A 15,678-nucleotide genomic window follows, 5' to 3' on the forward strand; every position below is an offset into this window, starting at 1 on the left:
TAATTATGAACTTAAAAGGAACTAAAACAGAAAAGAATTTAATGGCAGGATTTGCAGGAGAGTCAGAAGCAAGAAATAAATATACATACTATGCTTCAAAAGCTAGAAAAGAAGGTTATAATCAAATAGCTGCTATATTTGAAGAGACTGCTAACAATGAAAAGGAACATGCTAAATTATGGTTTAAGCTTTTACATGATGGTATGCCTTCAACAGAAGAAAATTTAAAGGATGCAGCAGCAGGTGAAAACTATGAATGGACTGATATGTATGCAAAATTTGCTAAAGAAGCTAGGGAAGAAGGATTTGACAAGATAGCTTATTTATTTGAAGCTGTTGGAAAAATAGAAAAAGAACATGAAGAAAGATACTTAAAACTTTTAGAAAACTTAAATGAAGGAAAAATATTTAAGAGAGATGAAGAAGTTGTTTGGCAATGTCAAAACTGTGGTCATGTGTACGTAGGTACTGAAGCACCAGAAAAATGCCCAGTATGTGACCATCCAAAGGCATATTTCAATATAAAAGCTGAAAACTATTAAAAATTATCATTATTAAAAAGGAATGTTAACTATGAAATTTTCTAAACAACGAGAACTGATTTTGAATGAAATATTAAATAATCCGGTTCATCCTACTGCGGATTACTTATATGAAAACTTAAAAAAAGATAATCCAAATTTAAGCTTAGGAACTGTGTATAGAAATTTAGCTCAGTTAACGGAACATGGTTTTATAAGGAAAGTTAGTACTCCAGGAAATCCAGATAGATTTGATGGTAGGATAGATAATCATTATCATATCATATGTGAAGTATGTGGAGAGGTATACGATTTAGAATCTGACGTTCTTAATAATTTAAAAGAATTAATATCTGAGGAAACAGACATAAAAATAACATCTTATAACATAAGTTTTAAAGGGATTTGTAATAATTGTAAAAAATGTAGCCAAATAGGTTAGTTTTCAAATTCTAAAAAATGATTAATGAGGTGAGTTTATGTGTAGTGAACAAAAATTTTTTATATGTGAGACTTGTGGAAACCTTGTAGGAATGATACAAAGTGGCGGTGTACCTATTTTCTGTTGTGGAAAACCTATGAAGGAACTTGTTCCTAATACAACAGATGCAGCAGTTGAAAAGCATGTACCTGTAATTGAAGTAGAAGGAAATAATGTTACTGTTAAAGTAAGTAGCGCCACTCATCCAATGACTAAAGAACACCACATAGCATGGGTATACCTTATGACTGAGCAAGGTGGTCAACGTAAGTGTCTAGCAGTAGATGGAGAATCTATAGTTAAATTTGCTTTGAATGATGATGATAAAGTAATTTCTGCATATGCTTACTGTAATTTACATGGATTATGGAAGGCTGAATTGTAATATTTAAATAAATTGGGTCAAAAAGGAGGCTATAAATGTATTTTCATACAAATAGCCTCCTATAAATTTATATAAATTCAAGTTTTAATTTTATTTAATGTCAATATAACATAAGGAGAAAATAATATGTCAATTTATAAATGTAGTGTTTGTGGATATATTTATGATGAATCTAAGAATGATAAAACATGGGATGAATTAAATGAAGACTGGGAATGCCCTGTATGTACAAAAGGTCGTAGTTATTTTGGAAAGATAAGTACTGTTTACTATGAAGAAGATGAAAAGGAAAGTGAATATATAGTTGAAGATGAATCTAAATTAAATAGTGAAAAAGCAGGAGATTTAAATTACTTAAGTACATATTTAAGAAGAGATGATGAAGTTGAAAAGCACATGGACATAATTCACGAAATGGCTGTTACAGGAAAATCTATAATAGAACCTATGAGAACTAAACTACCAGTAATTTCTTGGGATGACATTTTGATTATGGGTGCTCAGTTAAATCCACTGCCTTTAAATGAACATGATGAAGTAAATACAACGACGATAATAGGGAAAAAAGCAAAAAAACCTATGGTTATAGAAAATCCAGTATATATTTCTCACATGTCATTTGGGGCTTTATCTAAAGAATTAAAGATAGCTTTGGCAAAGGGTGCAGCTAAAAATAAGACAGCTATGTGTAGTGGTGAAGGTGGTATATTACCAGAAGAGAAGGAAGCTTCATACAAGTATATTTTTGAATATGTGCCAAATAAGTACAGTGTCACTGAAGAAAATCTTAAAAATTCTGATGCTATAGAGATAAAAATTGGTCAAGGGACAAAACCTGGTATGGGAGGTCATCTTCCTGGAGAAAAAGTTACTGAAGAAATAGCAAAAGTAAGAAATAAGCCTGTAGGTCAAGATGTAATAAGCCCATCTTGTTTTGAGGAAATACAATCAAAAGAAGATTTAAAGAAACTTGTAGATGAACTTAGAGAAGTTTCAGAAGGGCGTCCAATAGGTGTTAAAATCTCAGCAGGTCATATTGAAAAAGATATGGAATTTATAGCTTATGCTAAACCTGATTTTGTGACTATTGACGGTCGTGGTGGAGCTACTGGAGCAAGTCCAAAGTTGCTTAAAGATGCAACTTCAATTCCAACAATATTTGCTCTTTACCGTGCTAGAAAATACATAGATACACATGGACTAGATATAGACTTAGTTATAACAGGTGGTCTTCGTATATCTACTGATTTTGCTAAGGCAATAGCTATGGGAGCTGATGCAGTTGCTATTGCAAGTTCTGCTCTTATGGCAGCGGCATGTCAACAATATCGTATATGTGGTTCTGGTAAGTGTCCTGTAGGGGTAGCTACTCAAGATGAGGGATTGAGAAAAAGATTACATATAGAAAATAGTGCCAATAGGGTTGCAAACTTCTTAAATGTGAGTTTAGAAGAACTTAAGACTTTTGCTAGAGTTTCTGGTCATAAGGATATACATGATTTAAGTGTTGATGATTTGTATACAGTTAACTCTGAAATATCAAATTATACAAATATACAACATGTATAGATTGAAGTTTGGAACTATTAGCTATAGATATTTATATAAGTAAATAATATATTTCATAAAAGGAGAATTTTACTTTGTAAAGTTCTCCTTTTATTATGAAAATTAAAGACATTAAATTGTAAAATGTTCTATGATATCATGCTATTAAACTAAAGATGTCGTATTTCAAACTAAATAATTCCAATGAATATAATAATAGAGGGGATTTTATACAATTATAAAGAAATAATTGTAAAATAATAAAGAAAAATTTGTATAAAATTTAACATTAAAAAAGATATTTCATAAAATTAAAAAACGAAGTAGATTTGAAAGTAAGTTGAATATAAAATAAATATGTAAAAAAAATTGATATATGAGTAGAAATAAGTTAAAAATGTAAATTTATTGGAAAAATATAGTTGAATTTAATAAACAAAAATGTTATTGTTTTATCAAAGAAGTATTAAAATATAAACTTTCAATATCATTTTTAAGGAGGATGATTTCATGCAAAAAAATGTAAAGAAAGCAAAAGTAACAGGCTCTATTTTAGCTATTTTTGGAGTTGCAAGCGTTCTTTTTAGTTCACATGCAGGCGGAGGGTTTGCTACAGGGAATCAAGAAACTCAGTATTATGTGCAGTATGGATGGACAGCACCACTTATGGCAATTTTAGCAATGATTATACTTACTGCTACCATGAGAGAAGTTATCATAATGTATAATAATAATGATTGTAGGAATTATAAGGATTTATTTTGTGAGCTTTGGAGCCCATATCCAAAACTTGAAATAATATGGGAAATATATTACTATCTTATGGTTTTAATAGCTGTAAGTGCTGTTATAGCAGGTGCAGCAGCAGTGTTTCAAAGTATAGGGGTAAATTATTTTGTAGCTGTATTTATTATTGGAATTGTACTTCTTGTCTTTACTATATTTGGAGCTATGCTTGTATCTAAAGCAGCTACAGCAATGACAATAGCTATTCTAGTATGCACTCTTACTATTTTTATAGTAGGTATAAAAGCCAAATTACCAGAAATAACTGGAATATTATCAAATAGAACAAGCTTCACACCTGGCTATATCAAGCCAATACTTAATACTTTTATTTATGCAGGATTTCAATCGGTTGTTATACCTACACTTGCAGGATGTTCAAGACCACTTCTTAAGAACTCAAAAGAAGCTACTAAGGCAATGGTACTTTCATTTATTATGAATGCAATTGCATTAGGGCTTGCTGTAACTATGCTAATGGGATGGTATAGAGAAATTATTGCTGCTGAGCAGACAACACTTCCTACTCTTTATGTTGCAGGTCAATCTGGAAATCATACTATATACATAATTTACAATGTAGCATTATTCCTTTGCCTAATGTCTACAGGAGTAACTACTATATTTGGTCTTGTAAATAGATTTGAAGACCATAAAGCACTTTCTTTCCTTTCTTCAAGAATGAAAAGAAGGGTATTTACAGCTTGTGCAATAATGGTAGTGTCAATGCTTATATCACTTACAGGATTAAGTAATATTGTTAAATATGGATATGGATACTGTGGTTATCTTGGTCTATTCACTATAGTAATTCCATTCCTTACATTAGGTCATTATAAGAATAAGAAATTTGCCAAGGAAAATCCAGAGGCTAAATGGCCAGCAGAATTAAATGAAAATTAGAAGTATTAGCAAAAACATTGTTAAAGAGAATACTATGAATAATAGCTGTATACGTTTACTAAGGTTATTTATAAAACCTAATATTAAAGAATTTGGAAACAGGTAACGTAAAACTAAGAATAAAAGACAAAAAGAGAGTGTCTCAAAATGAACTTTGTAGTTGATAAGGCACTCTTTTTTATATGAAATCAAATATATTTTTATTATTTCGACAATAAAAAATACATTTATATCTATTTTTAGACAGCTTTTTTTCTTTAATATAAATTTAATATAAAATAGTATAACAGTAAAGAACAGATTGGTATATATTTTCTGTAGTTTTCTATATATTACAGTGTTTATATAATCCTGGTATTTTAAGTAGTCTATATTTAAGTAGTCTATATTTAAGTAGTCTATAAATTATAATTCTATAATTCTTCTACTAATTTTAGATTCTATAGCTGTCTCTATTTCACTTAACATTCGTTCATTTTTAGGGTCAATAAAAGCACATGTGTAGCCTTCTTCACCAGCCCTGCCAGTTCTGCCAATACGATGAATATAGTCTTCAGGTGTTTCTGGTAAATCGTAATTATATATATGACTTACTCCAGATATATCAAGACCACGAGAAGCCACATCTGTAGCTATAAGATATTGTATATCTAAATTTCTAAATGATTTCATTATTCTCTCTCGTTTTGACTGAGCAATATCACTATGCAGTTTTTGACAATTATATCCTCTTATAGCAAGGGCTTCTTCAAGATTGTCAACTCTTCTTTTAGTTCTACAAAATATTATAGCCATAAAAGGATTGTCTTTATCTAAAACTTTACATAGAGCATCCAATTTTTTTCTATCTGTAGTTTCCACTACTTCTTGTTTTATATTATTAAGAGCAATTTCTTCTTTTTGTATAGAAACTACAACTGGATTTTTTGTATATCTATAAGCTAATTTTTTTACTTGGGAGTTCATAGTTGCAGAAAAACATAATGTCTGCTTTTTAGTTGAAGTTTCTTTTAAAATAGCCTCAACTTCATTTTTAAATCCCATAAGCAACATTTGGTCTGCCTCATCTAAAACAAAAGTTTTTAACTTACTAAGGTCAATTGTTTTTCTATTTAGATGGTCTAAAAGTCTACCTGGTGTAGCTATAATCATATGAATATTTCCTTTTAGCTTCTTTATTTGAGAACCAATATCTTTTCCTCCATAGGCTGCTAGAATACTTACATCTTTAGACTCTTTAAGTTTCATAGCTTCTTCTGTTATTTGAATAGCTAGTTCTCTTGTAGGAGAAAGTATAAGCACTTGTATATCATTTATATCTAGTGATATATTTTCAAATATCGGAAGTAAAAAAGCTAATGTTTTTCCTGTCCCAGTTTGAGCTTCTGCTATGACATCTTTTCCTGCTTTTATCAATTGAATACTTTCTTTTTGTATAGGTGTAGGTGTTGTTATTCCTGATTTTCTTAAAATGTTTATTGTATTTTCACTAATCCCTAAGCTTTTAAAATTCATTATTATCTTACCTTTCATAAAAAATTTTCTTTTTTATTAACCAATTAATAATATCATATTTGTAAGTATTTTTAGTAATTTTTTTAATTATTATTTATATAGTTTAGAAATATATGTAGATACTTTAAAATGGAATGTAGCTTAAATTAAATTTTAGAGGTTTATTTTTAAAGGTTTTTTGAAAATAAATCTATTTAAAAATTAAATTAAAATGCAAGAAAAATATAATAACTTTCATTTTTAAGAAGTTTTCATAAAAAAGAAAAAATATAGTGCAATAAATGATATAAAGTAATATAATAGATTACAAGATATGAAAAGTAAAAAAAATAAATTGCAAATGAAATTAAAATGAATGAAAAATAAAAAAATAATCATAAGTTAGAGGTATCAATGAAAAATAAGACCTAATGTTTTTAAAATTAAAAGTATACTAAGGGGGCGTTAATATGTGCATTATATCAAAAGATAGAGCAAAGGAAATAAAAATAGTAGATACTACTTTAAGAGATGGAGAACAAACAGCTGGGGTTGTATTTGCAAATAGAGAAAAAATAATGATTGCTGAAATGCTAAGTGACCTAGGTGTTGACCAAATTGAAGTTGGTATACCTACTATGGGTGGAGATGAAAAAAATGTAATAAAGCACATATGTAGTAGAAATTTAAAATCAGATATAATGGCTTGGAATAGAGCAGTAATAAAAGATGTTGAAGAATCTATTTCTTGTGGCGTTGATGCAGTAGCTATATCAATATCAGTATCTGACATTCATATAGAGAATAAACTTAGAACTTCTAGAGGTTGGGTTTTAGAAAACATGGCTAAAACAGTTGAATTTGCAAAGAAAAATGGATTATATGTTTCAGTAAATGGAGAAGATGCTTCAAGAGCAGATATAGACTTCTTAACTGAATTTATAAATGTTGGAAAACAAGCAGGGGCAGATAGATTTAGATACTGTGATACAGTAGGAGTTATGAATCCTTTTTCTATAAAGAATGTAATAGAGACTCTTTATGAAAGAACTAATTTTGACATAGAGATGCATACACATAATGACTTTGGAATGGCAACTGCAAATGCACTTGCAGGAATAGTAGCAGGAGCAAATTATGTTGGAGTTACTGTAAATGGATTAGGTGAAAGAGCAGGAAACGCAGCCTTAGAAGAGGTTTTAATGGCACTTAAGTGCGTTTATAAATGTGATTTAAACAATATAGACACTAGAAAATTTAGAGGAATATGTGAGTATGTAGCACAGGCATCAGGAAGAATTCTTCCTACATGGAAAGCAGTGGTTGGAGATAATATGTTTATACATGAATCTGGTATACATGCAGATGGAGCTTTAAAAGACCCACATAACTATGAGCCATTTGACCCAAGTGAAGTAAATCTTGAAAGAAAAATAGTAATAGGTAAACATTCAGGAAGAGCTGCAGTTATAAATAAGTTGAGTGAGTATGAAATGTATATTTCTCCAGAAAACGCTACCAAACTATTAAATGCTATAAGAGCTACATCTATAAGATTAAAAAGAAGTTTAATGGATAAGGAAATTCTTCAATTATATTGTGATATACTAGCACATGAAAAGGGCACAACAGAAGAAGAAGCAGTTAGAGGTTCATATATTTAAGGCATAATTGTTTAGGAGGAAAATATGGGAGATAATATAGTTTATAAAATAATAAAAAAACATATAGTAGATGGAGAAGCTGTTGCTGGCAACTCAATTGGTATAAAAATAGACCAGACTTTAACACAAGATTCTACTGGAACAATGACATATCTTCAACTAGAAGCTATGGGAATAGATAAAGTAAAGACTAAAAGAAGTGTGGCATTTGTAGACCATAATATGTTACAACAAGGATTTGAAAATGCAGACGACCATAAGTATATACAAACAGTGGCGGATAAATATGGTGTTTATTTCTCTAAGCCAGGAAATGGTATTTGTCACCAAGTATTTTTAGAAAGATTTTCAACACCAGGAGATACACTTTTAGGTTCTGATAGCCACACACCTACTGCTGGAGGTGTGGGCATGATGGCTATTGGAGCTGGCGGATTAGATGTTGCTTTAGCTATGGCAGGGGGAGCTTATTATATAAAAGCACCAAAAGTCTGTAAGGTAAATCTAGTTGGAAAATTAAATAATATGGTATCATCAAAGGATATAATATTAGAAGTTTTGAGAAAACAAACTGTAAAAGGTGGAGTAGGTAAGGTTTACGAATATGGTGGAGAAGGTGTTAAAAGCTTATCTGTTCCACAAAGAGCTACAATAACAAATATGGGTGCTGAACTTGGAGCAACTACTTCAATCTTCCCAAGTGATGAAAAAACACTAGAATTCTTTAAGAGTCAGGGAAGAGAAGATGCATGGGTAGAGTTAAAACCAGATGCAGATGCAGTTTATGATGAAGAAATTACTATAAACTTGGATGAATTAAAACCATTAGCTGCGAAACCTCATAGCCCAGACAATGTAGATGAAGTTGAGAATATAGGAAAAATTAAAATAGACCAAGTTGCAATAGGAAGTTGTACGAATTCTTCTTATGAAGACTTGATGAAAGTAGCTCAAATTCTAAAAGGAAATAAGGTATATAAGGATGTGAGTTTAGTAATAGCACCAGGTTCAAGACAAGTTATGGAGATGATTGCTAGAAATGGAGCTTTGGCAGATATAATAAGTGCTGGAGCCAGAATACTAGAGAATTCTTGTGGTCCATGTATAGGTATGGGGCAATCTCCAGGTACTGACTCTGTGTCTTTAAGAACTTTCAATAGAAATTTCTATGGTAGAAGTGGGACTCTGTCAGCACAAGTATACTTAGTAAGTCCAGAAGTAGCAGCAGTAAGTGCAATAAAAGGAGAGCTTACAGACCCGAGAGAATTTGATATTAAATTTACAGACTTAGATGTAGATGAATTTTTAATTGATGATAGTATGATAATAAAACCTGCTGATGTAGGAAGTGATGTAGAAGTAGTTAGAGGACCTAATATAAAACCTTTCCCTCTTAATACAGAGCTAAGTCAGTCTATAGATGGAAAAGTTATATTAAAGACGGAAGATAATATAACTACTGACCATATAATGCCATCAAATGCTAAGTTACTTCCTTTTAGAAGTAATATACCTTATCTTGCAAATTATTGTTTTAACACTGTAGATACAGAGTTTCCTCAAAGAGCAAAAGACAACGATGGTGGATTTATAGTTGGAGGAGATAATTATGGGCAAGGTTCAAGTAGAGAGCATGCAGCTTTAGCACCATTATACTTAGGTGTTAAAGGGGTGATAGTGAAGAGCTTTGCAAGAATTCACAAGGCTAATTTAATAAATAGTGGTATAATTCCAATGGAGTTTTGTGATGAGAAAGATTATGAAAACATATCTCTTTTAGATAGTCTGGAGATACCAAATATTTTAGATAATCTAGGTAGTGGAATTTTGGAAGTTAAGAATACAACTAAAGGAACTTCCTTTAAGGTTAAAGTAGAATTATCAGCAAAAGAAGTAGATGTATTAAAAGCTGGTGGAAAATTAAATTACACTAAAAATCAAGCTAATTAATATGAAAAGAGGGAATATTGAATGTATAAAGTGACACTTATACCAGGAGATGGAATAGGACCAGAAGTTGCGAAAGCTATGAAAAAGGTGGTAGAAGCTACTGGGGTAGAGATAGAATGGGAAGAAGTTAATGCCGGAGAGACAGTTATTGAAGAATATAGCACTCCTCTTCCTGAATATATTATAGATAGTATAAAAAAGAACAAAATAGCCATAAAAGGTCCAATTACTACTCCTGTAGGTAAAGGATTTAGAAGTGTAAATGTAACTTTAAGACAGGCATTAGATTTATATGTTAATTTAAGACCAATTAAAAGTTTTAAAGGTATAAAATCAAGATATGAAGATGTTGACTTAGTAGTGGTAAGAGAAAATACAGAAGACTTATATGCTGGCATAGAACATAAAATAGGTGATTATGCAGCTGAAAGTATAAAGATAATAACAAGAGGTGCAAGTGAAAGAATAGTTGATTTTGCATGTAACTATGTTAAAGATAATAAGAGAAAAAAGGTTACAGCTATACATAAGGCAAATATAATGAAAATGTCTGATGGATTGTTTTTAGATGTATTTAGGGAAGTAGCATCAAAACATGGTGTAGAGTATGATGATTTGATTGTAGATGCAGCAGCTATGAACTTAGTTTTAAATCCAGAAAATTACGATGTAATGGTAATGCCAAATCTTTATGGAGATATACTATCAGATTTAGGTGCTGGGCTTGTTGGAGGTTTAGGTATAATTCCAAGTGCAAATATTGGTAAAGATTGTGCGATATTTGAAGCTGTCCATGGAAGTGCTCCACAAATAGCTGGTCAAAATAAAGCTAATCCAACAGCACTTATTCAATCATCAGTAATGATGCTTAGATACTTAGGTGAGTATGAAAATGCACAAAAGATAGAAACAGCTTTAGAAAAAGTGTTTCTTGAAGGAAGTAAATTGACTGTAGATTTAGGTGGTTCAGCTTCAACTACAGAGTTTGTGGATGAAGTATGTAAATATATTGTATAGATTTTATTTATGGAAAAAGTAGAATATAGATTAAAAGAAAGAGGCTGTCTCAAAATAGAGATAAGCCTTTTTCATTGTTGAAATGATAAAAATGTATTTATTTTATACAAAAGAGAGTTACTCATGAACGAAAAAGTTCATTTTGGGATATCCATTTTAATTTTAAAATTAATTGATTAATAGAGAAAGAAAGATTAAATAAATTTATTGTTTTTAAATGAACTTTTAACCGATATATGGTAAAATTCAAATAAAGTTGAACTTTCAACTAAAATGAATATATTGATTGGAGTTGTGTTTTATTAAAACCTTAGACAGTAATATATTAAGAGAAGTAGGTACTTTATTTAGAGCAGTAAATTCAATAAATGATATTAAGCACAAGGAATTGAAGCTACAAAAAGGATAATTTACATTTTTGACAAGAATTTGTGAAAACCCTGGTATAAATCTTGTAGAATTATCAAATATGTTAAAGGTAGATAAGGCTACAACAACCAAGGCTATACAGAAGTTAATAAAAGCAGGGTATGTGAATAAAAAACAAGATGAGTTTGATAAAAGAGGGTACAATCTAACTCCAACGGATAAATCTTTAGAAGTTTATGATTTGATAATTGAAGAAGAAAATAGAAGTATAGAGATGTGTTTTGAAAATTTTACAGATGAAGAAAAGCAAGTGGCAACTAAAATATTAGAAAAAATGAGTAAAAATGTAGAAAAAGAATGGTTTAAAATAAAGAGATAGTAAATAAATACATTAATTTAAGGAGATATTTTTATGATTAGAAAAGCTAATATGAATGATTTAGAAAGTATTATGAAAATTATAAAATCGACAGTGGAAGAAATGAAGACTTATAATAATACACAATGGGATGAAAATTACCCATTAGAAAAAGACTTTGTTTCAGATATTAAGAAACAGGATTTATATGTGGAAGAAGTGGATGGAGAAGTTGCGGGGTTTATATGTCTTAATTATGAAGAGCCAGAAGAATATGTAGGTTTAAATTGGTCTTCTAATAAAAAAGCTATGGTAATACATAGAATGGCCGTAAATCCAAACTTTAGAAAGAAAGGAATAGCGTCTAAGTTAGTTGATTTTGCAGAAAAATTAGCTGAGGAAAATAGTGTATTATATTTAAAGAGTGATACATATTCAATAAATTCAAAAATGAATTCACTTCTTACAAAGTATGGTTTTATCAAAATTGGAGAAATGAGTTTTTTAGGAAAGGAGAAATCTTTTTATTGTTATGATAAAATATTATAAAAGGCATTTATAATAACAAGGGTAAATGATATATTTTTAATGCTAATAGTCGTGTTATATAGACTTATTGAATGATATTATGAAAGGGATGGTCTGGATGATTGAATTTTTAAAAAAAAGAAGAAGTATTAGGAAGTATAAAAATATTGAAATAGAAAAAGAAAAACTAGATAAAATACTAAAAGCTGCTCTTTTGGCACCATCATCAAAGGGTCTTAGAACATGGGAATTTGTAGTGGTAGATAATAAAGAAAAACTGATTAACTTATCTCAATGTAGAACTAAAGGGGGTGGGTTTTTCTTAAAAAACGCACCTTTAGCTATTGTAGTTATTGGAGACAAAGAAAAAAATGATGTTTGGATAGAGGATGCGAGTATTGCTGCTTCATATATACAACTTCAAGCTCATGAACTAGGATTAGGTTCTTGTTGGATACAAGTAAGAAATAGGATGCATGATGATAATATAGACGCTGATAAATATATTAGAGAAGAGTTGAAAGTACCTGATAAGTACAGTGTGGAATGTATAATTTCTATAGGGTATCCTGATGAAGAAAAGAAAGCATATAGTGACTCTGATTTGGACTATGAAAAGGTTCATTTTAACAACTTTTAATATATAATATGTTGTATTAAGACATTATATTTTTTGATATTGTTAATATATACTTAAAATTGTAAAAATATATCTGAATTTTACTAACTTATCTAGGGGTTATGTACAAGGATTTTAAAGATAAATATAGAAATTAATGTTTATAATCGATACATAACTTGAGTAACAAAATTTAAGGAGGTTAAAATATGGGTATATTTAAAACAAAAATTGATGAGGATTGGAAAGTAAACTACATTAAAGAATTTAATGAAATGAGAGACTCTTATGAGAGTAAACTTCAAAAAAAACAGTTTGAAGTAGACAGTTTGAAATCAGAATTAGATAGACTAAGAAGCTATAAAAATAGTCTTAAGCCAAAAGAAAAACAAATTACTGATGATGATATAAATAATATAAAAAATTTAAGAAGAGATGGCTTAAGTTATAAAGAAATTTCAAATCAAACAAGTTGGAGTAAAGCAACTGTAAGTAGAGTATTAAATGGACTTTACGATTAGCATATACATGGGGTGATTTAAATTGGGATGAAGTATAGTTACAAAAAATGTATAATAGATTCTATTTTATTGATGATTATAGTTCAAATATTAAGGATGATTTTGAATTACATACTTCTAAGTCAATTTGAATTTACTCTTGAAAATTTTAATATTATAAACTTAATTTCTTTTACATTAGTTGGCTTATCATTAATTTTATTTTTAAAAGACAATTCTTTGTATAACAAGATTAGAAATAGGAAAATCACTGAAGCTTTTAAAGAAAATAAAAACAATATACTTATTGAAAAATGTAAGCTGATACTTTTTATAGTGGTTTTATCTTTAGCAATAATATCAACTTATTGTACTGAGGGATATGTATTTTTTAATGTAACTATGATGATTTTGTTTATATTTATAGTTCCAATATTTGAAGAGTTATTTTTTAGAGAATATATGTGGAACTATCTAAGTAATTTTATAAAGTCAAAGAGTAAGATTATCTGTATAACATCTATATTATCTGGTATTTATAATATAGGATATATAGATGTTATAAGAAATTATATAACATTATATAACAATTCAAGTTATACATCTGACGTTATTATTTCAAAAATAATGATAGGTACTGTTTTTGGTATTGTGCTTGGAATTGTTAAATCAAGATTCAAAGATGTAGGTTTTTGCATATTGTTGAGGAGTCTATTTTCTATTTTTATTAGGCAAATAATATAATTAAATAGAATGTTTATTTTGTAATCTGTATTTCAAAATAATTAGGGATAATTATAAATAAAAAATAAACTCTAATATTTGGAGTTTATTTTTTTGTACATACTTATTTTAAGTAATCTATATAAAAACTTAATAAACTACTGTAAAAATAAATGAGACATAAATATATTTTTCATAATAAGCAATAACTCAATTATTTCACTAAAGTAATTTATTTTTGAAATTTAATAATATTTGACAGTTTAGTCTATAATATGATATTTATATAAAATGGGATAAGCATGAAAACTAATTATGAATGAGAGTGATTTACTTGAAAAAATTTTATGAAATATATTTAGATTTAGAGAAAGATATAAGAAATAATGTATATGCAATAGGAGAACTTTTGCCAACAGAAGTAAAGCTTGCTCAAAAATATCAAGTATCAAGAGAAACTATTAGAAAAGCACAAGCTCTTTTGTTAGAAAAGGGTTTTATACAAAAAAAGCAAGGTAAAGGTGCTATTGTTTTAGATATAAATAAGTTTGAAATAGAAGGGGCAGGGCTAATTAGTTTTGACGAATTACAAAGAAATAAAAATTTGGATACAGAAATAGATGTACTTAAAAACAAAAAGGAAATTATGCCTTTAGAAATTTGTAAAAAGTTAGATATAGACACGAAAACTAAGGTTATATCAGTTGAAAGACTTAGAAAAATTAATGGAGAAGCTGTTATTTTAGATAAAGATTACTTTATATTTGAAATAATACCAGAAATACCATTAATGGCAGTTCAAAGTTCAATATTTAATTATATAGAGAAAAATTTAGAATTAAAAATAGGTTATGCAAATAGAAAGGTAACAGTAAACCCTGTTACAATTTATATAAAATAAAAATAAAATAATATTAATCAACTTATTGAATGGAGGAATAAAAATGAAATTTGTGACTTTTTGTAGTAGTAATAAAGAAAAAATAGGTGTATTTAATTCAGAAACAAATAGTATATATGAAATAAATAGTTTGGGGTTAAGTAGAATCTATATGGATATGAATGATTTTATTGAAAATGTATCTACAGAAGAGTTAGAAAAAATAAAGAAGAATTCATTTGAAAGTGCTAAGTGTTATAAATTAGAAGAAGTTAAATTATGTTCTCCAATTGTAAGACCTAAGAAAGATATAATATGTTTAGGTCTTAATTATAGAGACCATGTTAATGAAATCCCAGATGGAGTTATAAAAAATGTAGTTATGCCGGATTATCCAATTTATTTTTCTAAGAGAGCAGATAAAATCATTGGAGTGGATGATAAGATAAGATTACATGGTGATTTGGTTGAAAAGTTGGATTATGAATCAGAACTTGCAGTAATTATAGGCAAGGAGGGCATAAACATATCAAAAGAAGATGCTAATGAATATATATTTGGATATACAATAGTGAATGATATAAGTGAAAGAGCACTTCAAGATAAACATATTCAATGGTTTAGAGGTAAAAGTTTAGACACGCATACATCTATGGGACCTTGCATAGTACATAAAGAAGAATTTGAACATCCTTTAAAATTAGATATAAGTAGTGTGGTAAATGGAGAAGTAAGACAGAATTCTAATACAGAATACTTTATATTTGATATACCTACTGTAATAAGTGATTTGTCAAGAGGAATGACTCTAAAGCCAGGAGATATAATTTCAACTGGAACTCCAGCAGGTGTTGCTATGGGAATGAATCCTCAAGTATATTTAAAACATGGCGATGTAGTTGAGTGTAAAGTAGAAGGAATAGGAGTTTTAAAAAATATAATTGATTAATGG

At 29.0% G+C, this 15,678-nt stretch carries 16 protein-coding genes; 15 read left to right on the top strand and 1 reads right to left on the bottom strand.

Going from position 1 to position 15,678, the window contains the following annotated elements; genetic code table 11:
- Nucleotides 1-5 precede the first annotated feature (5 nt).
- From rbr to IR152_RS03415, 5 genes are all read left to right on the top strand, one after another.
- Nucleotides 6-542 carry a rubrerythrin gene (gene rbr, locus IR152_RS03395; protein ID WP_003418513.1) on the top strand — a complete coding sequence of 179 codons (537 nt, stop codon included), beginning with the start codon at nt 6-8 and terminating at the stop codon, nt 540-542.
- Nucleotides 543-573: 31 nt separating this feature from the next.
- Entirely contained in the window at nt 574-963 is a 390-nt protein-coding gene (locus IR152_RS03400) for a Fur family transcriptional regulator (protein WP_227450402.1), read from the top strand.
- 37 nt (nt 964-1,000) lie between these two features.
- Entirely contained in the window at nt 1,001-1,387 is a 387-nt protein-coding gene (locus tag IR152_RS03405; protein ID WP_227450403.1) for a desulfoferrodoxin family protein, read from the top strand.
- A 126-nt stretch (nt 1,388-1,513) separates the two neighbouring features.
- Nucleotides 1,514-2,956, top strand: coding sequence for a glutamate synthase-related protein (locus IR152_RS03410; protein ID WP_227450404.1), 1,443 nt, complete (start codon nt 1,514-1,516; stop codon nt 2,954-2,956).
- Nucleotides 2,957-3,445: 489 nt separating this feature from the next.
- Nucleotides 3,446-4,624, top strand: a complete 1,179-nt coding sequence (locus IR152_RS03415; RefSeq protein ID WP_227450405.1) for a hypothetical protein — start codon at nt 3,446-3,448, stop codon at nt 4,622-4,624.
- A gap of 405 nt (nt 4,625-5,029) precedes the next feature.
- Here IR152_RS03415 and IR152_RS03420 read toward each other — a convergent pair whose 3' ends face one another.
- Nucleotides 5,030-6,157 carry a DEAD/DEAH box helicase gene (locus IR152_RS03420; protein ID WP_227450406.1) on the bottom strand — a complete coding sequence of 376 codons (1,128 nt, stop codon included), beginning with the start codon at nt 6,155-6,157 and terminating at the stop codon, nt 5,030-5,032.
- Nucleotides 6,158-6,588: 431 nt separating this feature from the next.
- Here IR152_RS03420 and nifV point away from each other — a divergent pair, with 431 nt between their 5' ends.
- The 10 genes from nifV to IR152_RS03470 all read left to right on the top strand — a co-directional run bounded on the left by nifV (nt 6,589) and on the right by IR152_RS03470 (nt 15,675).
- Nucleotides 6,589-7,782 (top strand): homocitrate synthase, encoded by a 1,194-nt coding sequence (nifV, locus tag IR152_RS03425; RefSeq protein WP_227450407.1) that lies wholly within the window; start codon nt 6,589-6,591, stop codon nt 7,780-7,782.
- A gap of 24 nt (nt 7,783-7,806) precedes the next feature.
- Complete coding sequence (locus IR152_RS03430) at nt 7,807-9,732, top strand: aconitate hydratase (RefSeq protein WP_227450408.1); 1,926 nt, start codon at nt 7,807-7,809, stop codon at nt 9,730-9,732.
- Nucleotides 9,733-9,753: 21 nt separating this feature from the next.
- Nucleotides 9,754-10,749: an isocitrate/isopropylmalate dehydrogenase family protein gene (locus IR152_RS03435; RefSeq protein ID WP_227450409.1), complete on the top strand. Its 996-nt coding sequence runs from the start codon at nt 9,754-9,756 to the stop codon at nt 10,747-10,749.
- A gap of 418 nt (nt 10,750-11,167) precedes the next feature.
- Nucleotides 11,168-11,497, top strand: coding sequence for a MarR family transcriptional regulator (locus IR152_RS03440; RefSeq protein ID WP_227450410.1), 330 nt, complete (start codon nt 11,168-11,170; stop codon nt 11,495-11,497).
- 33 nt (nt 11,498-11,530) lie between these two features.
- The gene (locus IR152_RS03445) at nt 11,531-12,025 is read left to right on the top strand and encodes a GNAT family N-acetyltransferase (RefSeq protein WP_227450411.1); all 495 of its coding nucleotides are present in this window, start codon (nt 11,531-11,533) and stop codon (nt 12,023-12,025) included.
- 97 nt (nt 12,026-12,122) lie between these two features.
- Entirely contained in the window at nt 12,123-12,644 is a 522-nt protein-coding gene (locus IR152_RS03450; protein WP_227450412.1) for a nitroreductase family protein, read from the top strand.
- Nucleotides 12,645-12,832: 188 nt separating this feature from the next.
- Nucleotides 12,833-13,144, top strand: a complete 312-nt coding sequence (locus IR152_RS03455) for a helix-turn-helix domain-containing protein (RefSeq protein WP_003418538.1) — start codon at nt 12,833-12,835, stop codon at nt 13,142-13,144.
- Nucleotides 13,145-13,171: 27 nt separating this feature from the next.
- Nucleotides 13,172-13,867 (top strand): CPBP family intramembrane glutamic endopeptidase, encoded by a 696-nt coding sequence (locus IR152_RS03460; protein ID WP_227450413.1) that lies wholly within the window; start codon nt 13,172-13,174, stop codon nt 13,865-13,867.
- A gap of 313 nt (nt 13,868-14,180) precedes the next feature.
- The gene (locus IR152_RS03465) at nt 14,181-14,747 is read left to right on the top strand and encodes a UTRA domain-containing protein (RefSeq protein WP_227450414.1); all 567 of its coding nucleotides are present in this window, start codon (nt 14,181-14,183) and stop codon (nt 14,745-14,747) included.
- A 43-nt stretch (nt 14,748-14,790) separates the two neighbouring features.
- Nucleotides 14,791-15,675, top strand: coding sequence for a fumarylacetoacetate hydrolase family protein (locus tag IR152_RS03470; protein WP_227450415.1), 885 nt, complete (start codon nt 14,791-14,793; stop codon nt 15,673-15,675).
- The last annotated feature ends 3 nt before the right edge of the window (nt 15,676-15,678 follow it).

The sequence above is a fragment of the Clostridioides sp. ES-S-0108-01 genome (genome assembly GCF_020662285.1).
Lineage (GTDB): Bacteria > Bacillota > Clostridia > Peptostreptococcales > Peptostreptococcaceae > Clostridioides.